Source organism: Haloferax sp. Q22, assembly GCF_001482285.1.
Taxonomy (GTDB): Archaea; Halobacteriota; Halobacteria; order Halobacteriales; family Haloferacaceae; genus Haloferax.
The window spans coordinates 57,890-79,126 of record NZ_LOEP01000009.1; the positions used below are offsets into that span (position 1 = coordinate 57,890).

Below are 21,237 nucleotides of genomic sequence, written 5' to 3' on the forward strand. Positions count from 1 at the left end.
CTCGTATCTAACATGTTTCCCCCGAGTTCAGGGAGCACCTCCGCCGGCGAGATTCTCTACGTTGCGGCCGACGGCGCTGCTTCCGATTCGGTCGTCTCAGCGCTTCGGGGCGCCTTCGAGCGTCCGGTCGCGCATGCTGAGAGCGCCGACGCCGCGCGCTCTGCGCTCGCCGACCGGCCCGTCTCCTGTCTCGTCGTCGCCGCCGCCCTCCCCGACGGAACCGACTTGGACACGCTCGTCTCCTCCGACGACGACGCTCGCACCGGGTTCCCGGTGGTCGTCTACGCCGCCGCCGGCGACGAGGCGTTCGCCGCCCGTGCCGTCTCGCTCGGCGTCGACGACTATCTGGTCCGCGACGACGCCGACGACTCCCACGCGGACCTCGTCAAGTCGGTCCGGTCGCTCGTGGACTCCGATATCGGGGACTCCCGTCCCGACACACGGAGTCACCGCGTCATCGTCGAGGCGATGGAAGACGGCGCGTTCGTCCTCGACGAGGACTGCCGCGTCGAGTACGTGAACCCCCGAATCGAGGCGATAACGGGGCGAACCTCCGAGTCGCTCCGCGGCGAGCAGTTCGAGTCGCTCGTCGACGCCGGCCTGTTCCCCGCCGACGAGTACGAGCGGTACCAGAACGCCGTCTCGCGCGTCCTCTCCGAGGGCACCACCGAGCGCCTCGACGTTCGGTTCGTCGACGCCGAGGGCGACCCGCGGTTGTTCGAACTCTTGCTTTCGCCGGCCGCCGACGGTGAGAAGGTGACCGGCGTCGTCGGCATCCCGCGAGACGTGACCGACCGCGAGGTCGCCACCACCCAGCGGGGCGAACTGCTCGAACGCATGACGGACGCCTTCTTCGCCCTCGACACTGACTGGCGTTTCGTTTACTTCAACGACCGCGCGAGAACCGTCTTCAGCGAGATCCGAGAACCGGACCTCGGCGAGTGCATCTGGGACCTCTACCCGTCAGTCGTCGACACCGAACCGTATGAGAAGTACCACGAGGCGATGCGGACGCAGGAGCCGGTGACGTTCGAGACTTACGCCGAGCAGCACGACGGCTGGTTTGAGGTCCGGGCGTACCCCTCGCCGTCGGGACTGTCAGTCTATTTCCGCGACGTGACGACGCGGAAGCGCTACTTCCAGGCCCTCGAATCGACCAATCAGCGCCTCGAGACGCTGCTGCAGAACCTGCCGGTCATCCTCTCGGCGTTCGACTCCGAGGGCGTGTTCACCTTGTCCGAAGGGGCCGGTCTGGAGGCGCTCGGCCGCGACTCCGGCGAGGTGGTCGGCCGGTCCGCCTTCGACCTGTACGACGACACCCCCGCGGCCACCGACGCCATCGCCCGCGGCCTGTCGGGCGAGGCGGTCGACACGCGAATCGAGTACCGCGGCGCGGTCTACGACGTGTGGTACCGCCCCGTCTTCGACGACGACGGCGAGGTGTCGAAGCTCCTCGGCGTCGCCATCGACGTCACCAATCGCGCCCGGTTGGAGGACGGTCTCCGGTCGCTACAGGTGGTCACGAGAGATCTCATTCTCACCGAGAGCGTCGAGGAGGTCGCGGCGCTGGCGGTCGAGGCCGTCCCCGAACTCGTCCCCGATACCGAGGCCGCCATCTGGCTCGCCGACGACGGCGGGGGGCTGTCGCCGGCCGCTTCGACCGGCGACGGGTTCGAGTCGGCGGTTCGAATCGAGACCGTCCCGGGCGGTTCCGATTCGGACGCGATCACCCGAGTCGACTCCGCGGCCGTCGATGACCGACTCCTTCCTCCCGAGTCGGACGCGGCGTCGGTCCTCCGCGTCCCGCTCGGGAGCCACGGTCTTCTCGTCGTCTCGACCGACGCCGACGCGTTCCTCGACGTGAACGTGGACCTGCTCGAACTCTTCGGCTCGACGGCCGCCACCGCGCTCTCGGGAACCGTCCGCGAACAGGAACTCCGCAACCGCGAGGCGGACCTCGCCGCGGCCAACGAGCGGCTCGACGATTTCGTCTCTATCGTCGCCCACGACCTCCGAAACCCGCTCGCGGTCGCCACCGGTTACCTTGACCTCGGGATTGAGTCGGGCGAGCGGGCGCACCTCGAACGCGCCGCCAACGCGGTCGAACGGATGTCCGAGCTGGTCGACGAGGTTCTCGACCTCGCTCGCCAGCGGACGCCCGTGGTCGACGCCAAACCCGTCGACCTCGCCCGCATCGTCGACCACGCGTGGCGCTTCGTCGACACCGGCGACACGACGCTCGTCCGCGGGGAACTGTTCGTCGTCGAGGGCGACGACGGCCGCCTGCTCAGGCTCTTCGAGAACCTCTTTCGGAACGCCGTCGAGCACGCGGAGCCGCCCGACGACCCGCTCGCCGTCCGCATCGGAGCGCTCGACGACTGCACCGGGTTCTACGTCGAGGACAACGGCGTCGGAATCCCCGAAGAAATCCGCGAACGCGTCTTCAACCACGGCTACACCACGACGCCACGGGGAACTGGTTACGGCCTCGCTATCGTCCGCGACATCGCCGACGCCCACGGCTGGTCCGTCTCGCTCGCCGAGTCAGTTGAGGGCGGCGCGCGGTTCGAGTTCGTGACGCAGTCGGGACGACCGACGACGACCGATTCAGAGGGTTCGAACGACTGACGCACAGGAGACTCATCGCCGAACGGACTCTGTGGCGGCGGTTCCGAGCCCCACCGTGCTCGATTCGCCCGACAACTGAGTTTTGCGTCCGAACCGACGACCGAATCAGAGGGTATGGGTTCTCAAACGCTGACTTTCGGTCGTTCTCGATTCCTTAGATTCGGAAATCACGCTCTCTTTATATGCTCTGGGGGGTCGTTCGTTCACTTGTTAGGTGAAAGACAATGGCCGCTAACTCACAAATCGAGATGCTGGGGAACAGAATGGACTTCGACTACTCGCAGGGCGTCACGGGCTACGTGCTCGTGCTGACCCGCCTCATCACCGGCTACTGGTTCTTCCACGCCGGTGTGACGAAGCTCGGCGGCTTCAACGCCGCGGGCTACCTCGCGAACGCCCCCGCCGCCTCGCCGCTGCAGGGCTTCTTCGCGTGGGCCGCCGCGACCCCGTGGCTCCTCGAGTTCACGAACTTCATGATTCCCGTCGGTGAGACGCTCATCGGCCTCGGGCTCATCGTGGGTGCCCTCGTCCGGCTCGCCGCCTTCTTCGGTGGCGTCCTGATGGTGTTCTTCTACCTGGGGAACGCCGACTGGGGCCACGGCCTGGTCAACGGCGACCTGTTCGGCCTCATGATGTTCGCCATCGTCGGCACGCTCGCGGCGGGCCGCATCCTCGGCCTCGACGCCATCATCGAGAAGATGGAGTTCGTCCAGCAGCGCCCCGTGCTCAAGTACCTCCTCGGCTGAGCGGGACCTTCCTTCCCCCGCGCGGCCCTGTCGGTGCGCCGCGGTGACCCACCAACTCCACCGCACCCGGCGCGCTTCGACGACCGAAAGAACGTGTGAACGACGAGACTGATTTTACCGGATTACTTCCTGTCGAGCCTGCTGAGGCCCTGCCAAATCGCCTCGATGAGCCGCGCCTCTCCGCCGAGTTCACCCGTCGCGTCGTCTTCTCCCGCCGTCTCGCCCTCGTCCGCCGTCTCCCCGCCATCAACGTCGTCCCAGCCGCGGGCGATGGCGTCTTCGAGGACCGAAAGCGAGTGGTTCTCGAAGTTGTTCATACCCCGGAACGATTCGAGCGCCGCCGCGGCCTCGTCGTCGAACTCGCCGCTCGGCGTTCCGTCGTAGAAGCCGAGGTCCGACAGCGTTTCGAGGACCGATTCGGCCGTCTCGCCCGACAGCGACTGCATTTCGGCGGGCGCTTCGCGCTCCAAGAGCGTGATGTCGTACAGTTTGAACACGCGTTCGAGCTCGTCTATCGGGTGGTCGTGGTCGTCGACGCGCACGTCGACCCAGCGGTCGTTGCCGCCGTCGTAGCCGCCCTCGGGCTTGGCGATGTACATCGCCGCCGACTGCTCGCCGCGCTTGTCGCCGCCGGCGTCGTTGCCGGCGTGGAGCGCCGCGAGCAGGCGCTCGGGGAGGCCGCCGTCGGTCGTCTCGAACGCCTCGGCCATCGCGTCGAGCGTCGCCTCGTTTTCGAGGATGTTCCCCTGAACGGTGTAGTTGTCTCCTTGGACATCGCCGGCCACGTCGAAGCACTTGTCGCCGGTGAACGCCGCAATGCTCCCGTCCGCCCCCACGACGCCGACCTGCCTGCTCGGGGCCTCGTCGTCGGCGTCGGTCAGTTCGTCGACGACTTCCTCCGCCGAGTGCCCCTCGCGCAGGAGGTCCAATCCGTCGGGGCCGTAGGCGACGTTTGCGAAGCTCTGGGTGGCGATTGCGCCGGCGTCCGCGCTGACGAACGGGACGACAGAGCCGACGCTCACGAACTTCGACTGGACGGCCACGCCGACGGCGTCCTGTTCGGGGTCGCGGGCGACGATTGAGAAGGTCGACGGTCGCGGTGTCATGGTCGGAACCGACGGACGCCGGGCGAATAAGGGTTCACCTCTCGGCGGAACCGTTGGAGAGGAGTGTTGTCGTCGCGTCGTCTGCTCGGCGGCCGCGCTCTCCGGCATGGGCTACGCCGAGATGCGGTCAATGTGCGACTCGATGGCCGCCCGGAGCGACTCGATGGACTCGTCGGGTTCGAACACCGTCAGCCGGCGGGCGCGCGTCCCAGTCAGAATCGAGAGGAACAACTCGGCCTCGGCGTCGAGGTCGATCGCTTCGAACTCGCCGGCCTCGACTCCGCGTTCGAGAATGTCCCGCAGGTGCGCCGTGAGTTCGTCGTCGATGTGGCGGTACTCATCGCGGTAGTCCTCGTCGTGCCGGGCGTTCATCCGCAGTTCGAACATCGATAGTTGGAGTCGGTAGGCCTCCTCGGAGAGCGTCTCGGGCAGGAGCGCGTCGACCAGCGTTTCGAGTTCTTCCCTGGGCGTGCGGTCCCCCCGCGGGAGGCCGTTCAGGAACTCCGCGAGGACGTAGTCGAGGAAGTCCACCAGTAGCTCGTCTTTCCCGTCGTAGTGGTAGTACAGAAGCGCCTTGCTGTTCTCGAACTCGTCGGCGATGTCCTGCGTCGTCAGGTTGCCGTAGCCGTGTTTCCGTAACGCCCTGTACGTCGCCTCCATGATGCGCCGCTTCGCCGGCTCCAGCTCATCGGCGCGCCCGTCCCGCGTCATGCTAGGGGGTTCTCGTTGGACGGAAGTGTCGTTTTCGGGTCGGTGCGGTCGGCGTTTGGGTTCCGACTCAGTCCCGTGCCTGCAACGCGAACAGGAGCGCCACGGCCCCGACGAGGAGCGCGAGGAGCGCGACAACCGACCGTCCGCCGGTGACGCTGGCGTATATCCCGTAGCCGAGCGTCGCACCGGCCGCATACACGAGAGCGCTGCTCAGCCCGTGGACGGTCTCGATTCGGAGCGTCGAGGGTTCTCGGCCGACCTCTCGTGCGATGCCGAACCCGTGTTTCCCCACGTCCCACGCGAGGAGTACGAGGAACGCGGCCGCGAGCAGGAACGGCGGTGTCAGACCAAGGACGCCCGCGAGCACGACTGCCCCCGCGAGGAGCGCAATCCCCGGCGTGTAAACCGATTCGATGCCGAACGTGAGGGCACCGGCGAGCGAGAGCACCCCCAGCACGCCCATCGCGAGCGCGGGGACCGAGACCGCGGTAATGACGGCCGCACCGGTCGCGGCCACGAGCGCACCGCCGCTACTCCGGAGCGGCGGGGCGCTATCCGGACGTCGTGGCATGGCTTCGGCCATCTCTCGTCACCTCCCGTAGCGGCTCGGACGGGTCCCAATCACTCGCGGGAATGCCGACCGCTCGAAGCCGCCGCAGCCGGCGCTCCCTCGCGAGCGACGCGTATCCTGACTCGTAGCCGCGAGCGCGCGAGGGAGCGGTCGGGTCGGGACTGAGAACCGAAACGGGGTGCCCGTGCGCGTCGAACCGCCGCGCGGCGGTCACACTCGCGTCGTCGGAGAGCGGCGAGACGAAGACGATCCGCGTGTCCGCCCGTACCCGCCGGTGAATCTCGCGAACCGCCGCGGACGCGTCCACCTCGCCATCCGGAGCCTCCCACCCGAACGCGGGATGGGTCGCCAGCACCTCCCGAAGCCGGCGGTGGTGGTCGCCTCCGCGACCGGGCGAGAGCCGACAGGACCGCGGTGAGAGCGCCGCGAGACCGACCGGCACGCCCGCGGAGCGGAAGCGAGAGACGAGGGCGGCGGCGGCGACGCCCCGTTGGACGACCGGCTCACCGTCACCACCTTCGCCGCCCCCGTCGCTCCCATCGGCCCCGTCACTCCGTGCGACGTAGGCCTCCGCTCGCGCGTCGACGACGACCAGCACTCGCTGGCGTCGGTGTTCGTGAAACGCCACCGTCGAGAACTCCCCCGTCTTGGCCTTCCGTCTCCAGTCGATTCGGGACGGGGGGTCTCCCGGCCGGTACTCTCTGACCGAGTGGAACTCGATGCCCGGGCCCGGGGCATCCGACCGCGACCGACCCGCTCGCGTCGTCGGTCTCGCGGGGGCACGACCCGAAAGCGGTTCCGCCGGCGGGCGACACGAAACCGCCGTCTCTGTGTCGACGAGCGCTTCTCGCTTGCGTACCCCGAGAGCGTCGCGTGTGACGACGAGCGCCGGGTCGAACGCGTGGTTGCCACGGACGGCTTCGACCGTGTACGTGACGCTCGCGCGCTTCCCCGGTCGGAGCGCGGTCGCGAACTTCGGCGACCCGTCGACGACGGTAAGACCCGGCGGAACCCCGTCAACGAGCCGGAGGTCCGCGAGCGTCGTGTCACCGACGTTCCGAACCGAGAGGGTCACCTCGACCTCGTCGCCGACCGCGGGTTCGCTATTACTGACTGCCCTCTCGACCGTTACCGCCCGCGACGGGGTCGGGACCGCGCGGGCGTACCCCGAGACGGTAATTCCGAACAGCGCGAGGAGGAACAGCCCCGGTCGCAACGTGACGATTCCGAGCCCGCCGACTGCGAGCGCCGCGGCGGTCACTCCGCGGGCCCGGTCAGTCGCTGACTCGTGTTCGCGGCTCACCTCGCCGTCCGGGAGGTATCGACTCGTCCGCACGGCGGGTTCGTCCTCGAACGCCGTCCGAACGTCGGCTGACGGGGCCGGCGTCACGTCGCCCGCACCGGACCGCTTCGACAGCGCGGTGACGGCGTGACGCGCCCGACGAGCGAACGGTGGCTCGCCGCGGACCAGCGCACGGACGTATCCCGAGGGCGACAGCGACGGGACGAGGTCGCCGGCGAAGAACGCCGACGCGAGGGGGTCGTCCGTCCAACTCCCATCGTCTAGCCACGTTTCGACCTCGCTCGGGCTCGCCCCGTCGGCCCGCGAGAGTGCGCTCGTCGCCACGTCCCGGAGGTCGTCACGGAGCTCCCGACGGTTTTCTGGTTCCGCGTCGCGTCGGTCGGTCCACCCGATTGCGTCCACTCGCTGGGCGAACCCCGTCCCCGGCGGGTCGTAGCGCGGACGACGCTCCGGCGAGGGGAACGCGCCTGCGGTGGCTGCCCTTCCCTCGCCGTCGCCCGGGGTGTCGCCTCCGAGAGCGTTCAACAGTGAGCGGGCGGCGAGGACGACGGCGGCGACGCCGACGACGGCGACGGGTGCGGTTCGGGCGCCCCCTGTGAGTGAGACGCCGCGGGCGATGCCCGGGGAGGCGATGAGCAGTACGCCGACGAGGCCCGACGCGAGACCGACGAGCAACAGCCCGCGGCGAGTGCGGCTCACGGCTCGCGCCCGCCCGGCCAGTCCTCATCTCGCCGCAGCGCGTCGAGCGCGCCTTCGGCTCGTCGCTCGCGCTCGTCGGTCGGCCGCTTTCCGCCGTACCGAACTGCGCGGAACAGCTCGGTGAGCGATTCAACTGTGTCCGCGGGCAGGCCGGTATCGACGGCCGTCCGGGCGAGTTCGGCCGGCGTCTGTCGCGGGGTGGCCGCCGCGCCGAGCGCGGACACCATCGAGAACCACGCTTGGGAGACGCCATTCGTCGGCGGGCCGCCCCATTCGGACGGGTCCGGCGCGCGCCGGTCCGATGGTTTGTGGTCCGCGCCGCCGCGCTCCTCGGTCACCTCTGACGCCCGCGCGTCGTCGTCGGTGAATCGGCGGAAGACGAGCATCGCCGCACCGACGACGAGTGCGCCTCCGACGGCGAGGCGCGAGTGCAGTCCGTCGGCCGGCGACGACTGCTCTCCGAGACCGCCGAGTACACCGTCGCTCGGGAGTACTAGCCGGCCGACTGAGGGTCGGTCCGGACGGTCAGATTGCTCACTCGCTCCTGACTGCTCGCGGAGCGTTACCGACCCGTCGGCCGACTCCGAGACAGCCGGTCCGTCCGGTCTCGCGACGTCGAGCGTCCCTGCGGCGAGTCCGAGCGTGGCGAGCGCGAACACGGTGACGGCGAGGGCAAAGATGTGGGAGGTTCGCATGATGTGCGGACTGTGTCGGGCCGTCACCGCCTCGCGACGAGTCCGATGAGGGCGAACAGGGCGACCAGCGCGCACCCGAGCAGTACGCCCGAGAGGTCCGACGACGCGTCGAGACTGAGCCAGAGTCCGCTGACGAGACAGACGAGCGCACCAGCGGACACGACTGATTCGAGGCGACGGCCGGCAGTCGCTCCCGACCGCACCCGACTGCTCACTGAGCGCCCGAGCACGACGAGCGGGAACACGCCCGCGACGATGACGGCGAGGTGAATCGCCACGACGCCGGCGATTTCGAGCGGCGGGACGACGCCACTGGTGGCCGTCCCGAGGGCGTACGTTCCAAGCAGTCCGACGAGGAGGGCCGCGAGGAACCGTTCGATACTGTTCGCCGAGACGTGGGGGAGGGGGGCTGTAACGGGGAACATGCTCAATAAATTTCAACTCATTGTTAAAATATCCACGCCTTCTCACCCCCTTACGCGAATTCTAGGCGACCCTAAAACGAAGTAGTTTTGTTGTTTTAGGCTAGCCTAAAAGCATGGCAGATAACGATGACTGTCGGTCCGGGCCGACTCGCCGTGACTACGTAAAATTCGGCGGGACGGTCCTCGGTGGGGGACTCCTCGCGGGGTGTGCGGGCGGCGGCTCCGACGCGACGACCACCGCTTCTGACGCCGTATCGACGACTGAGGCGGAAACCAAAGAAGTGACTGAGACGCCGGAAACTGAGACGAGCGACGGGTCGTACTCGGTGTCGATGGCCCCAGTCGGTGCGGTCGAGTTCGACGCCGTGCCGGAACGCGCCCTGACCTACTACCCGGTCTCGGCCGACGCGGCGGTCGCCTTCGGCCACGGCGACGCCATCACCGGCATCGGCTACGACAAGGAACTGTTCGGCAACACGGTCGGCTACTACTACGACGCGCTTGACGGCGTGGACTTCGAGTGGGAGGACCTCGGCCGCGTCACGCCGGCGTCCAACCCGAACGCCCTCGACAGGGAGCTGTTCTACGAACTGGACAGCGACGTTCACTTCCTCGACCCGTGTCTTCTCCGGAGTAGCTCCTTCGACTAGACCGAAGACGAGGTGGCGTCAATCGCGGCCGACGTGGGCCCGTGGTTCGGCAACTACTACAGCCGGACAAACGCCGAACCGCCGGAACCCTGTCGCGACCGCTACGAGCACTACACGCTCTGGGACTACCTCGGTCATATCGCGGCGGTGTTCCGGGAGGAAGCGCGCTACCGGGCGTTCAAGTCGCTCCGGGACGACCTCGTCTCCCGGATACGGGCGGACCTCCCACCGGCGTCCGAGCGACCGTCGCTCGCGGTCGTCGCCGACACCGGCGGGACGTTCTGGCCGTACGACTTCACGGGAGACGGCTACCTCTGGGCGCACCTCCGCCCGTTCGGGATGCAGAACGCGTTCGCGGCGACCGACGCCGAGACCAGGTCGGGCGGTTCGTACGACTACGAGGCGATGGTCGAGACCGCGCCCGACGTCGTCCTCCGGTACTGGGGGACCGCGCTCGGCGACTCGTTTCGCTCGAACCGCGAGGAGGTGCTTTCGGACCCCCTCGCGGACGAGGTGCCCGCGTTCCGCGACGGTCGATACTACCCATCCGGAAACGGGATGCAGGGACCGATTATGAACCTGTTCCAGACCGAGATGACCGCCAAACAGCTCTTTCCCGACCGCTTCGGCGCGTGGCCCGGCTACGGCGACGGCGAGTCGTACCCCGAGATTCCGGCGGGAGAACGCCTGTTCGACCGCGGTCGCGTCGCCGACATCGTCGCCGGCGAGTTCTGACGAGCGGCCTCGCGACTGCCGGTCGAAGCTGGTCGTCGCCAGCGCATCGTAGATATCTATTATTAGATTCGAAACCAACCCGTGTATTCACAGGTCCCTAACTATAGAGGTCGAACTTATGTATCGTCCCGGTAGTTACTATTTGGTAACTACCGATGACTCCTTCGGAATCCCCACATGTCGTCTACGTAGACGACGATTCGGCGCTCTTGGACCTCGGCGAGACGTACCTCCGAAAGTTCTCTTCGTTCGAGGTGACGACCTGTGCGGATCCCGAAGCCGTGCTCGATATCGTTCGTGATTCTGATATCGACTGCGTGGTCAGTGACTACGACATGCCGGCGATGACCGGCGTCGAACTCCTCGAAACGGTCCGCGAGGAACACGGTTCGCTTCCCTTCATCCTCTTTACTGGCAAGGGGAGCGAGGAAGTCGCGAGCGACGCCATCTCTGCGGGCGTCACCGACTACCTGCAGAAACAGCCCTCCACCGAGCAGTACGAACTGCTCGTCAACCGCATCGAAAACAGCGTCTCGGAGCACCGGGCAACCCGTCGTGCAGAGCGCTACGAGACCGTCCTCGAAGCCCTCGGCTACCCCGTGTACGTCGTCGACGAGCGCGGCCGCTTCACCTACGTGAACGACGCCTTCGCGGACCTCTCGGGCTACGCCGTCGACGAGGTTCTCGGAAGCGGCCCGGAGCTCGTGAAAGGCGACGGAGACGTTCGGAAGGCGGCCGGCGAACTCGGGGGGATTCTCTCGTCGCGCGGCCCCGACACGACCCAGTTCGAAATCGAGATACGGACGGCTGACGGCGAGGCGGTGCCGTGCCGCGACCACATGGGCTATCTACCCTACGAGGGCGAGGAGTTCCGCGGTTCGGTCGGCATCCTTCGGGACATCTCCGGCGAGCGGGCGCGCCGGGACGAACTCGCGCGCGACGAGCACATCATCCGCGCCGCGGGCGACCCGGTCTACTCCCTCGACGCCGACGACCGCTTCGAGTACGTCAACGACGCCTTTGTCGACCTCGTCGGCCACGACCGCGAGCGTGTCCTCGGCTCGCACCTCTCGTCGTACCTCCCCGACGCGGACTACGAGACCTACGAGTCGCTCCGGGCGTCGCTCGGCGACGGCGCGGAGACTGACCGACTCACCTTCGAAACCCAACTCCTCGCGGCGGACGGCGACGGCCGCGACCGCGTGCCCATGGAGTGTCACCTCACGCTCTTACACGACGACGGCTGCGAGGTCGTCGGCACGACGGGCATCCTCCGGGACATCTCCGAGCGACTGGCCCAGGAGGCCGAACTGTCGCTGATGCGCCGCGCCATCGACGAGGCCTCGGTCGGCATCACCATCACGGGCCCGAGCGGGGACGACTGTCCCATCGTCTACGCCAACGACGCCTTCGAGGATCTCACCGGCTACGACACCGAGGAGGTCCTCGGCGAGAACCACCGCGTCCTGCAGGGACCGGACACCGCCGAAGAGGACTGCGAGCGGTTCCGCGAGGCCATCGCCGACGAAGAGCCGTGCAGCGTCGAACTCCTCAACTACCGCCGCGACGGGACGCCGTTTTGGAACCAGTCCGAGATAACGCCGGTCCACGGCGACGACGGGACCGTCACGAACTACATCGGTTTCCAACGCGAGGTGACGGAGCGCAACGCCCGACAGCGCCTGCTCGAACGGCAGAACGAGCGCCTCAGCGAGTTCACGCGCGTCGTCTCCCACGACCTCCGGACCCCGCTGACGACCGCGCGGGGCTACTTCGACATCGTCGCCGAGTCGCCCGGTGACGCGGACGCCGAGGATCTTCGAAAGCTCGGACAGAGCCTCGACCGGGTCGGGGAGTTGCTCTCGGATCTCACTGCGCTCGCCACGCAGGGCGAGGCGGTCGTCGAGACGGAGCCCCTTGACTTCCGGCGCGTGGCCGAACGCGCGTGGGAGACGGTTCCGACCGCCGACGCCGAACTGCGGTTCGACCGGACCGACGGCGGTGCGTCGCAGACGATACCGGCCGACGAGAGCAGACTCCGACAGCTCCTCGAAAACCTGTTCGAGAACGCCGTCGTCTACGGCGGTCCCGAGGTGACGGTGACGGCCGGTCGGACTCGAAGCGGGTTCTTTGTCGAGGACGACGGCGAGGGCTTCCCCGACGGAACGCCCCCTCACGAGTGCTTCGAAGCCGGCGTGAGCGAGCGCCGCGGCGGCGGCCTCGGCCTCGCCATCGTCAAGCAGATCGCGGCCGCCCACGACTGGACGCCCGCCGCAGAGCACGGTTCGACCGGAGGCGCGCGGTTCGTCTTCACCGAGTCGGCGACGGCCGCGGGACCGTCCGCGCAGCGCCAGCGGAGCGGCGACTGACGCAGTACCGCCGGCCTAACAAATTCTAAAATTTTCACACTTTTTGGACGACTGGTTCCGGTTCGTCACGCGTTCGCGGCTCGCGGCGGTCGTCCGCACATCCTTAAGAACCCCTCCGAGAGTTAGACACTCATGGTCACGAATCGCATCACGGTGTCGCTCGACGAGGACGCCCAGTCGGCGCTCGACGGCCTCACCGGGCGGACCGACAAGGCGCAGAGCGAGCTTGTCCGCGAGGCGCTCGTCTTCTACGCGGCTAACTTCGAGGCGGCGACGACCGACGCCGGGCCGAACCTCGAAGCCTACCACCAGATGCTGTCGAGCGGCGAGCACGTCCTCCTCGACGTGGACTTCCTGCACACGTTTCTCGACTACGTGGAGGACGACGACGGCGACCCGGACCCCGCGTTCCTCGACGCCGTCGACCGGGTCGCAGCGTTCCACGCCCACGAGTACCGCGACCGGTTCGAATCGCTGGGCGAACTCCTCGACTGGCTGTCGTTCTGCGGCTTTCTCACGGTCCGCGCCTCCGAGGGCGACACCTATCACGTCGTCTTTCCCACCGAGTCGGTCAAGTGGTTCATGTCGCGGTTCATCGCGCTCAGCACCGAGCAGTCCCCGTTCGACATCGAGGTCGAAGAGGGTGTCTCGAAGGTGCTTCTCACCGAGGTTCGGTGAGGTTCGAACCCCGCGCCGACCCGGTTCGGTCGCTGGTCTATACTCACCGCTGACTTCACACTCGTTCATACTCCTTCACACGCGTCCTCCCTGCCGTAAACGGCGTTCTCAACCGGGATTTATCAATCAGAGTTTGATACGCTAATCCACCTCACAGGTAGAACCATGAACTTCATCGAACGTCTGAAATCTATCGGCCCGGGCGCGATGGTCGCCGCCGCGTTCATCGGTCCCGGCACGGTCACGACCGCGAGCGTGACGGGTGCTCGATTCGGCTACGCGCTCGTCTGGACTATCGCCTTCTCGATTATCGCCACCATCGTCCTCCAGGAGATGAGCGCCCGACTCGGCCTCGTCTCCCGCGAGGGACTCGGCGAGGCGCTCCGGGGGCAGTTCGACAACCCCGTACTGTCCGGGGTGAGTATCGTGCTCGTCGTCAGTGCTATCGGCATCGGAACGGCCGCCTACGAGACCGGGAACATCCTTGGCGGCGCGGCCGGACTTGAGGGCTTGACCGGTATCAGCGCCAACCTTTGGGGGCCCGCGATGGGCCTCGTCGCCGGCGCCCTTCTGTGGTCCGGCAAGTACAAACTCATCGAGAAAGCGCTCGTCGGCCTCGTCTCCATCATGGCCGTCTCCTTCCTCATCGACGCCATTCTCATCGGTCCCGACCTCGGCGCGCTCGCCCGCGGGTTCGTCCCGAGCGTCCCGGAGGGGTCGGCGTTCCTCATCACCGGCCTCATCGGGACGACCGTCGTCGGCTACAACCTCTTTCTCCACGCCGGGAGCGTCCAAGAGCGGTGGGCCGGCCCCGAGGAGTTGAACGAATCGCGGGCCGACACGATTCTCTCTATCGTCCTCGGCGGCTTCATCACCATCTCGATTCTCGTCACCGCCGCGGCGGCGTTCCCCGTCGGGACGAACATCCAGAACGTCAGCACGATGGCCGAACAGCTCGAACCGCTCGTCGGCACGCAGGCGAAGGTGTTCTTCGGCATCGGACTGTTCGCCGCGGGCTTCACCAGCGCGACGACCGCTCCGCTGGCCGGCGCGTACGCGACGGCGGGGGCGCTCGGCTGGGACACCGACCTCAAGTCCACGAAGTTCCGCGCTGTCTGGGGCTCGATTCTGCTCGTGGGTATCGTCTTCTCCGCGGTCGGCTACAGTCCCGTGCAGGCCATCGTCTTCGCGCAGGTCGCAAACGGCATCCTCCTGCCCATCGTCGCCGTCTTCCTCATCTACGTGATGAACGACCGCGACATCCTCGGATCGTACGCCAACACCACGCCCCAGAACGTCGTCGGCGGGCTGGTGACGCTCGTCGTCGTCTGGCTCGGTCTCCGAACGCTCTATACGGTCGCGACCGATATGGGGGTGTTCTGATGGACGCAGAAACCCGCATCGGCGTCGACGTCGGCGGCACCTTCACCGACGTGGCGCTGTTGACACCCGAAGGTCGCCTCGTCACCGCGAAGGTTCCGAGCACGGACGACCAGAGCATCGGCGTCGTCCGCGGTATCGAGAAGGCCTGCGACGACGCCGGCATCGACCCGGCCGAGGTCGACGCGTTCACCCACGCGATGACCGTCTCCGTGAACGCCCTCCTCGAAGACGACGGGGCGAAGACCGCGCTCGTCACCACCGAGGGCTTCCGCGACGTGCTCGAAATCGGCCGACAGGCCCGCCCCGACCTCTACGACGTGACCGCCGACAAGCCCGCCCCGCTCGTCCCGCGCCGCCGCCGCTTCGAGGTGACGGAGCGGGCGACGGTCGACGGCATCCAGACCGAAGTCGACGAGTCGGAGGTCCGCGCGCTCGCCGACGACATCCGCGACGCCGGCGCGGAGAGCGTCGCCGTCTCGCTCCTGCACGCCTACCAGCACCCCGAAAACGAGCGCGTCGTCGCCGACGTGCTCCGCGAGGAACTCGACGCGCCCGTCTCCGCCTCCCACGAGGTGCTCGCCGAGTTCCGCGAGTTCGAGCGCACCTCGACCACCGCGGTCGACGCCTACGTGACGCCGGCCATCGACAGCTACCTCGGCCGCCTCGAATCGCGGGCCGCGGACCTCGGCGTCCCGGTCCCGAAAATCATGCAGGCCAACGGCGGCATCGCCCCGGCTTCGACCGTGCGCGAACACGCCGTGACGACCACGATGTCCGGGCCGGCGGCGGGCGTCGTCGGCGCGGCGGAGACCGCGACCGACTCCGGCGACGATCTCGCCGGCCTCGTCACCTTCGACATGGGCGGCACGTCGAGCGACGTGAGCCTCGTCCGCGACGGCGAGGTCGAGCGGACAACCGACGCCGAAATCAACGGCCGGCCAATCAAGACGCCGATGGTGGACGTGAACACCGTCGGCGCGGGCGGCGGGTCCATCGCGTGGGTCGACTCGGGCAACGCGCTCCGGGTCGGGCCGCGCTCGTCGGGCGCGAACCCCGGTCCGGCCTGCTACGGCCGCGGCGGGACCGACCCGACCGTGACGGACGCGAACGTCGTCCTCGGCTACATCGGCGGCAGCTCCGCCCTCGGCGGTGAACTCTCCTTGGACGTGGACGTCGCCCGCGACGCGCTCGCGGGGCTCGCCGACGAGACCGGACTGGACGACGCGCTCGCGGCCGCTCGCGGCGTCTACCGCGTCGCCAACGCCAACATGACGCGGGCGATTCGCGCCGTGACGGTCGAGCGCGGCCACGACCCGCGGCAGTTCGGCCTCGTCGCCTTCGGCGGTGCCGGCCCGATGCACGCCGCCGCGCTCGCCGAGAGCCTCGACATCGAGACCGTGATTGTTCCGCGGGCCTGCGGCGTCCTCTCGGCGTACGGTCTGCTCGCGGCCGACCAGAAACACGACTCGGTGCGGACGCTCCGCCGACCCCTGTCCGGCCTCGACGCCGCGGCGGTCGAAGCCGCCTACGACGACCTCGAAGCCGACACGCTCGAAGACGTGGCTGACCCCGACGACGCGGCGGTCCAGCGCGCCGCCGACCTCCGGTACGTCGGCCAGAGCTTCGAACTGACCGTCCCCGTCGGCGAGACGTTCGACGCCGAGGCGGTCGAAGCGCGGTTCCACGAGGCCCACGAGAGCGCCTACGGCTACCGCCTCGACGACCCGGTCGAACTCGTCAACGTCCGGGCGACCGCTGCGGTCGAACGCGACTCCCTCGACGTGACCTACCGCGGCGGCGGCGACGCCCGCAAGGACACCCGCGAGGCCTTCTTCGACGGCGCGTTCCGCGAGACGCCCGTCTACGACCGCGACGGCCTCGGCGCGGGGACGACCGTCGAGGGACCGGCCATCCTCGAACAGCACGAGAGCACCGTTGTCGTGCCGCCGGCGTGGGGTGGGACGGTCGGGGCCGACGGAACGCTCGTCCTGACCAATGGGGGTGACGGCGAATGAGCGACCGCGAGGTCGACCCCGTGACGCTCGAAATCATGCGCAACCAGTTCGAGAGCGTCGCCGAGGAGATGGGGCAGGTGCTCATCACCTCGTCGTACTCGCCGAACATCAAGGAGCGCCGCGACTGCTCGACGGCGCTGTTCGACGCCGACGGCCGCCTCGTCGCACAGGCCGAACACATCCCGGTCCACCTCGGCGCGATGCCCGAGGCCGTGGACACGGTCCTCGACTACGACCCGGAACCGGGCGACGTGTTCGTCCTCAACGACCCCTTCGAGGGCGGGACGCACCTCCCCGACGTGACGATGGTGTCGCCGCTTTCGGTCGACGGCGAGGTGCTCGGATACGCCGTCTCGCGGGCGCACCACGCCGACGTGGGCGGGATGACGCCCGGAAGCATGCCCGCCGGCGCGCGCGAAATCTATCAGGAGGGGCTCCGACTCCCGCCGGTCAGACTCGTCGCCGGCGGCGAGACCAACGACGACGTGCTGTCGCTGCTCCTCGCCAACGTCCGCAACCCCGGCGAGCGCCGCGCCGACATCCGCGCGCAAATCGCGGCGAACGAGCGCGCCGAGGAGCGACTGGCCGACCTCGTGGCGGACCACGGCCGGCCTCGCGTCCTCGCGGCGTTCGACGCCGTGATGGACTACTCCCGGAACCGCGTCACCGCGGAACTTCGCGACCTGCCGGACGGCGAGTACCGCGCCCGCGACGTGCTCGAAGGCGACGGCGTGACCGACGACGACATCCCCATCGAGGTGACCGCGACGGTCGACGGCGACACCGTCGCGTTCGACTTCGACGGCACGGCCGACCAGGTCGCCGGCAACGTCAACGCGCCGCTCGCGGTCGCGAAAAGCGCGGTGTACTTCGTCGTTCGATGCGTCACCGACCCCGAAATCCCGCCGAATCAGGGCTGTTACGACCCCATCTCGGTCGAAGTTCCCGACGGCTCGCTCCTCAATCCCGACGCCCCCGCGGCGGTCGTCGGCGGCAACGTCGAGACGAGCCAGCGCGTGACCGACGTGGTCTTCTCGGCGCTCGCCGACGCGGCCCCCGAGCGCGTTCCCGCGCAGGGACAGGGGACGATGAACAACCTGACCATCGGCAGTCGCGCCGGCGGTTCGGACGGCTTCACCTACTACGAGACCATCGGCGGCGGGTTCGGCGGCCGCGCCGGCGGCGACGGCATGGACGGCGTGCAGGTCGGGATGACCAACACGCTCAACACGCCGGTCGAGGCGCTGGAAGCCGAGTACCCGCTTTTCGTCGAGGCGTACGGCCTCCGTGAGGGAAGCGGCGGCCGCGGCGAGTTCCGCGGCGGCCTCGGCATCGTCCGGTCGGTCACGGTCGAGGCGGACGCGACCGTCTCGCTTCTCACCGAGCGCCGGCGGGTCGCCCCTCGCGGCATCGCGGGCGGCGAGGACGGGGCGACGGGACAGAACCTAGTCGACGGCGAGACAGTCCCGTCGAAGACGACCCGCGACGTGTCCGCCGGCACGACCGTCACGGTTCGGACGCCGGGCGGCGGCGGCCACGGCGACCCCGATGACCGCGACGCCGACGCGGCCCGTCGGGACCACGAGGACGGCAAGACGGAGTAGCGTCGGTCGGTCTGCTGGGCTTTGGTGCAGGGACACAGGGAGTCCTCGCCCCGCCGTAATCAGCCGTTATAGATATTCCACACCACTGATCACTCGTTCGATATTCAGTGTCGTAATCTCTTATGACGAGTTTTGGTCCGATGAAACTGTGCTCAGACGAATCCGCACAACAAATTCTACAATTTTTAAAATTTGTGGGCGGCCCCATCTGTCGTGTCAGGAATCAGGACTCGATAACCGTTATCTCCTCGACGGGCCACTGGCTGAGTAGTTCGACCCCGTCGTCGCGGACGACGACCATCTCCTCGACGCGGACGCCCTGTCTCCCCGCCGGCTCTTGGGTCTCGACGGCCATCGTCATCCCCGCCTCGATTTCGATGGGGTGGTCCGGCGAGAGGCCGCGCCAGATGAGCGGTACCTCGTACAGTTGAAGGCCGAGGCCGTGGGCCCAGTGATTGGTCGTCAACTGCCAGTGGTCGTCCGCGCCGTACCAGTCGGCGTGTTCGCCCGCCATGTCCGGGAACGCCGCCGCGATCTCGTCGGTAGTCTTCCCCGGCTCGATTTCGTCGAGGACGGCGTAGAGGTTGTCGCGAGCCGTCTCGTAGGCGTCGCGCTGTTCCTCGGTCGGTTCGCCCATCGAGAAGGTCCGGTAGTAACACGACCGGTAGCCGAGGTAGCCGACGTTGTAGAAGTCGGCGTAGACGAGGTCGCCGGGGCGAATCAGTCGGTCCGTGGTGTTCGCCTGATGCTTCGGCCACGTGTTCGGTCCCGACGTGAGGTACCCGCCCTGCGCCATCGCGCCGTGTCGCCAGAGTTCGCGGACGGCGTCGCCCCACACCTCCGACTCCCGCGCGCCCGGTTTCGCGTTCTCGACGATGGCCTGAAAGCCCGCCTCGCAGATGGCCGCGACCTGCCGCAGACACTCGATTTCGTCTTCGGTCTTGATCTTTCGGGCGTCCTCCATCACCGCCGCGCACTCGGCCGGCCGGGCGTCGATGCCCTTCGATTCGAAGGCGTCGAGCAACCCCGCGTGGCCGGTGTCGATACCCATCGCCTCGTTCGCGAGGCCGTACTCGTCGAGGGCGTCGACGACGGTCTGGGCCATCTTGTCGAGGAGGAACGAGCGGGCCGAGTCGCGGCCGGAAGCCCGCGGGACGTTCCCCAGTCCGGGACAGGCGTAGCGAACGTCGGTCAGCCACGGGCAGTTGTACCGCTGGTTGCTCGCGTGGTCGGCGGTGTCCCAGTGGACGACCGTGCCGTCTTCCAGAAGCAGCGAGTAGTGGTCCGCGCCCGACCCGCCGGTCATCGCCAACCCGGTCACGTACCGGATGTTCGGGTCGTCGATGAGGAGCATACTCCCGAGGCCCGCCTCGCGCATCCGCGAGAGGGCGCGGTCCTTCCGCACCTCGCGCATCCGCTTCACGTCGATGCGCTGTTCCCAGTCGACGGCCATCGTCCCGCGGGTCCCGCTCATGAACCCCCGCTCGTGGAAAGGCATACGCCCACCACTCGTGACTATCACATTAATTTGTTGTAGACGAGCGTTGGGAACATACCTCATGATTTATTGTCTCATACGTGAATCGGCAGGTGTACGCATGTACAAGCACGTAGCCCTGCTTGTCCGCAAGGCGGGGATGAGTCACGACGAGTTCGTCACGTACTGGCAGGACAACCACACGCCCATCGCCCGCGACATCGAAGGCGTCGTCCGCTACCAGACGGTCCTCCCCATCGACGCCGAGGCCTCCGAGTTCGACGGTCTCGCGGAACTCTACTTCGACGACCTCGGCGTCCTCCACGACGCGCTCGGCAGCGAGGGCTCGCGCGACTACGACCCGGCGAAGGGGACGGCGAGAGAAGCGAGGGCCGACGTGGACAACTTCCTCGACGTCGAGCGACGCCCTCGAATCATCGGCGAGGAGGTCGTCGAGAAAGACGAGACCGGCGGCGACACGACGGGACTCTACAAGCACTCGGCGTTTCTCGTTCGCAAAGACGGCATGAGCCACGACGAGTTCCTCGACCACTGGGCGAACACCCACGTCCCCCTCGCACGCGAGATTCCCGGCGTGGTCCGGTACGCCCGCGTCGTCCCGACCGATCCCGAACGCGCCGAGTTCGACGGCGTTGCAGAACTCTACTTCGAGAGCCTCGATGCGCTCCGGGCGGGCCTCGGTCACGAATCCTCGCGCGACTACGACCCCGACCACCCGAAGGCGAAAGCGCCCCGCGAAGATGTGGACAACTTCCTCTCCATCGACGACCGCCCGCGGTTCGTCGGCCGCGAGACGGTCCAGAAAGACGTGACCGGGGGCCGCTGAGCGATGTCGCGCGACTACCGCGCGCAGGTCGAGGCCGCCTTCCCCGAACTCGCCGACATCGAGGACGACGGCCTCCGCGACCGGGTCAGAGAGGCGTGGTGTCTCGGTCTCGCCCGCGGCGGTTGGCGCGACATCGAAGACATCCCCTACGCGTGGAACATCCACGAGGTGACGAACGCCGAGCACGTCCGCGGCGTGACGCGCATCGCCGTCGGCGCCGCCGAGGAACAGCGGGACTTCCACGGCGCGGACCCGGAGTTCGACGTGGTCCGCGCGGCCTGTCTCCTCCACGACGTGGGCAAGTGCTACGAGTACGTCGACTTCGTGGACGACGACGCGCTCGACGACCCCGACCCCGAGTACGCCAGCGGGGAGATTCCGCACTCGCTTTCGGGCTACGCCCTCGCCCACGAGGTCGGCTGCCCGCTCGCGGTCCAGCGCGCCATTCCCCACTTCATCGGCGAGATTCCGACCCGGACGCTCGAAGCCGAACTCGTCAAGAGCGCGAACTCGGCGTCCTCGAACGCCATCACGCAGGCCGCGATGGGAATCAGCCTACAGGAGTGGGTCGAACGGTACTCCCAGACCCAGTAGT

16 protein-coding genes and 1 pseudogene are annotated in these 21,237 nt (G+C 68.0%); 10 read left to right on the top strand and 7 right to left on the bottom strand.

What is annotated here, in order from left to right; translation table 11 throughout:
• The first annotated feature begins 12 nt into the window (after nucleotides 1-12).
• Nucleotides 13-2,628 (top strand): PAS domain-containing protein, encoded by a 2,616-nt coding sequence (locus AM590_RS03380; protein ID WP_058826221.1) that lies wholly within the window; start codon nucleotides 13-15, stop codon nucleotides 2,626-2,628.
• 263 nt (nucleotides 2,629-2,891) lie between these two features.
• Complete coding sequence (locus tag AM590_RS03385; protein ID WP_058826292.1) at nucleotides 2,892-3,374, top strand: DoxX family membrane protein; 483 nt, start codon at nucleotides 2,892-2,894, stop codon at nucleotides 3,372-3,374.
• 122 nt (nucleotides 3,375-3,496) lie between these two features.
• On the opposite strand, the gene AM590_RS03390 is transcribed toward AM590_RS03385, so the two are convergent.
• The 6 genes from AM590_RS03390 to AM590_RS20335 form a co-directional block, all read right to left on the bottom strand.
• Nucleotides 3,497-4,480: a DUF1028 domain-containing protein gene (locus AM590_RS03390; RefSeq protein WP_058826222.1), complete on the bottom strand. Its 984-nt coding sequence runs from the start codon at nucleotides 4,478-4,480 to the stop codon at nucleotides 3,497-3,499.
• Nucleotides 4,481-4,591: 111 nt separating this feature from the next.
• Nucleotides 4,592-5,191 carry a TetR/AcrR family transcriptional regulator gene (locus AM590_RS03395; RefSeq protein ID WP_058826223.1) on the bottom strand — a complete coding sequence of 200 codons (600 nt, stop codon included), beginning with the start codon at nucleotides 5,189-5,191 and terminating at the stop codon, nucleotides 4,592-4,594.
• Between the two features lie 67 nt (nucleotides 5,192-5,258).
• Nucleotides 5,259-5,684: a hypothetical protein gene (locus tag AM590_RS03400; protein ID WP_082677649.1), complete on the bottom strand. Its 426-nt coding sequence runs from the start codon at nucleotides 5,682-5,684 to the stop codon at nucleotides 5,259-5,261.
• Between the two features lie 58 nt (nucleotides 5,685-5,742).
• Nucleotides 5,743-7,764 (bottom strand): DUF58 domain-containing protein, encoded by a 2,022-nt coding sequence (locus tag AM590_RS03405; protein WP_058826224.1) that lies wholly within the window; start codon nucleotides 7,762-7,764, stop codon nucleotides 5,743-5,745.
• On the bottom strand, nucleotides 7,761-8,459 hold the full coding sequence (locus tag AM590_RS03410; protein ID WP_058826294.1) for a DUF4129 domain-containing protein: 699 nt from the start codon (nucleotides 8,457-8,459) through the stop codon (nucleotides 7,761-7,763). Before AM590_RS03410 ends, AM590_RS03405 begins: the two co-directional genes overlap by 4 nt.
• Before the next feature lie 23 nt (nucleotides 8,460-8,482).
• On the bottom strand, nucleotides 8,483-8,884 hold the full coding sequence (locus tag AM590_RS20335) for a hypothetical protein (RefSeq protein WP_058826225.1): 402 nt from the start codon (nucleotides 8,882-8,884) through the stop codon (nucleotides 8,483-8,485).
• Between the two features lie 113 nt (nucleotides 8,885-8,997).
• Between AM590_RS20335 and AM590_RS03420 the strand changes: the two are divergent.
• From AM590_RS03420 to AM590_RS03445, 6 genes and pseudogenes are all read left to right on the top strand, one after another.
• Nucleotides 8,998-10,269: pseudogene (locus tag AM590_RS03420) on the top strand (ABC transporter substrate-binding protein).
• 155 nt (nucleotides 10,270-10,424) lie between these two features.
• Nucleotides 10,425-12,638 carry a PAS domain S-box protein gene (locus AM590_RS03425; RefSeq protein WP_058826226.1) on the top strand — a complete coding sequence of 738 codons (2,214 nt, stop codon included), beginning with the start codon at nucleotides 10,425-10,427 and terminating at the stop codon, nucleotides 12,636-12,638.
• 132 nt (nucleotides 12,639-12,770) lie between these two features.
• A complete protein-coding gene (locus tag AM590_RS03430) occupies nucleotides 12,771-13,316 on the top strand; it encodes a ribbon-helix-helix protein, CopG family (protein WP_058826227.1) in 546 nt (181 codons plus the stop codon).
• A 165-nt stretch (nucleotides 13,317-13,481) separates the two neighbouring features.
• The gene (locus AM590_RS03435; protein WP_082677645.1) at nucleotides 13,482-14,699 is read left to right on the top strand and encodes an Nramp family divalent metal transporter; all 1,218 of its coding nucleotides are present in this window, start codon (nucleotides 13,482-13,484) and stop codon (nucleotides 14,697-14,699) included.
• A complete protein-coding gene (locus AM590_RS03440; protein WP_058826228.1) occupies nucleotides 14,699-16,714 on the top strand; it encodes a hydantoinase/oxoprolinase family protein in 2,016 nt (671 codons plus the stop codon). The genes AM590_RS03435 and AM590_RS03440 overlap by 1 nt, the downstream gene beginning before the upstream one ends.
• A complete protein-coding gene (locus AM590_RS03445) occupies nucleotides 16,711-18,318 on the top strand; it encodes a hydantoinase B/oxoprolinase family protein (RefSeq protein WP_058826229.1) in 1,608 nt (535 codons plus the stop codon). Before AM590_RS03440 ends, AM590_RS03445 begins: the two co-directional genes overlap by 4 nt.
• A 223-nt stretch (nucleotides 18,319-18,541) precedes the next feature.
• On the opposite strand, the gene AM590_RS03450 is transcribed toward AM590_RS03445, so the two are convergent.
• The gene (locus AM590_RS03450) at nucleotides 18,542-19,792 is read right to left on the bottom strand and encodes a Xaa-Pro peptidase family protein (protein WP_058826296.1); all 1,251 of its coding nucleotides are present in this window, start codon (nucleotides 19,790-19,792) and stop codon (nucleotides 18,542-18,544) included.
• 124 nt (nucleotides 19,793-19,916) lie between these two features.
• Here AM590_RS03450 and AM590_RS03455 point away from each other — a divergent pair, with 124 nt between their 5' ends.
• Nucleotides 19,917-20,642 carry an EthD family reductase gene (locus AM590_RS03455; protein ID WP_058826230.1) on the top strand — a complete coding sequence of 242 codons (726 nt, stop codon included), beginning with the start codon at nucleotides 19,917-19,919 and terminating at the stop codon, nucleotides 20,640-20,642.
• A gap of 3 nt (nucleotides 20,643-20,645) precedes the next feature.
• The gene (locus tag AM590_RS03460; RefSeq protein ID WP_058826231.1) at nucleotides 20,646-21,236 is read left to right on the top strand and encodes an HD domain-containing protein; all 591 of its coding nucleotides are present in this window, start codon (nucleotides 20,646-20,648) and stop codon (nucleotides 21,234-21,236) included.
• Nucleotide 21,237: the final 1 nt, after the last annotated feature.

What these genes read in the sequence shown, in the direction of transcription:
- AM590_RS03460 (WP_058826231.1), top strand. Translation starts at nt 20,646, where the DNA reads ATGTCGCGCGACTACCGCGCGCAGGTCGAGGCCGCCTTCCCCGAACTC.
- AM590_RS03385 (WP_058826292.1), top strand. Translation starts at nt 2,892, where the DNA reads ATGGACTTCGACTACTCGCAGGGCGTCACGGGCTACGTGCTCGTGCTG.
- AM590_RS20335 (WP_058826225.1), bottom strand. Translation starts at nt 8,884, where the DNA reads ATGTTCCCCGTTACAGCCCCCCTCCCCCACGTCTCGGCGAACAGTATC.
- AM590_RS03435 (WP_082677645.1), top strand. Translation starts at nt 13,482, where the DNA reads ATGAACTTCATCGAACGTCTGAAATCTATCGGCCCGGGCGCGATGGTC.
- AM590_RS03425 (WP_058826226.1), top strand. Translation starts at nt 10,425, where the DNA reads ATGACTCCTTCGGAATCCCCACATGTCGTCTACGTAGACGACGATTCG.
- AM590_RS03390 (WP_058826222.1), bottom strand. Translation starts at nt 4,480, where the DNA reads ATGACACCGCGACCGTCGACCTTCTCAATCGTCGCCCGCGACCCCGAA.
- AM590_RS03410 (WP_058826294.1), bottom strand. Translation starts at nt 8,459, where the DNA reads ATGCGAACCTCCCACATCTTTGCCCTCGCCGTCACCGTGTTCGCGCTC.
- AM590_RS03430 (WP_058826227.1), top strand. Translation starts at nt 12,771, where the DNA reads ATGGTCACGAATCGCATCACGGTGTCGCTCGACGAGGACGCCCAGTCG.
- AM590_RS03380 (WP_058826221.1), top strand. Translation starts at nt 13, where the DNA reads ATGTTTCCCCCGAGTTCAGGGAGCACCTCCGCCGGCGAGATTCTCTAC.
- AM590_RS03455 (WP_058826230.1), top strand. Translation starts at nt 19,917, where the DNA reads ATGTACAAGCACGTAGCCCTGCTTGTCCGCAAGGCGGGGATGAGTCAC.
- AM590_RS03450 (WP_058826296.1), bottom strand. Translation starts at nt 19,792, where the DNA reads ATGAGCGGGACCCGCGGGACGATGGCCGTCGACTGGGAACAGCGCATC.
- AM590_RS03445 (WP_058826229.1), top strand. Translation starts at nt 16,711, where the DNA reads ATGAGCGACCGCGAGGTCGACCCCGTGACGCTCGAAATCATGCGCAAC.
- AM590_RS03440 (WP_058826228.1), top strand. Translation starts at nt 14,699, where the DNA reads ATGGACGCAGAAACCCGCATCGGCGTCGACGTCGGCGGCACCTTCACC.
- AM590_RS03395 (WP_058826223.1), bottom strand. Translation starts at nt 5,191, where the DNA reads ATGACGCGGGACGGGCGCGCCGATGAGCTGGAGCCGGCGAAGCGGCGC.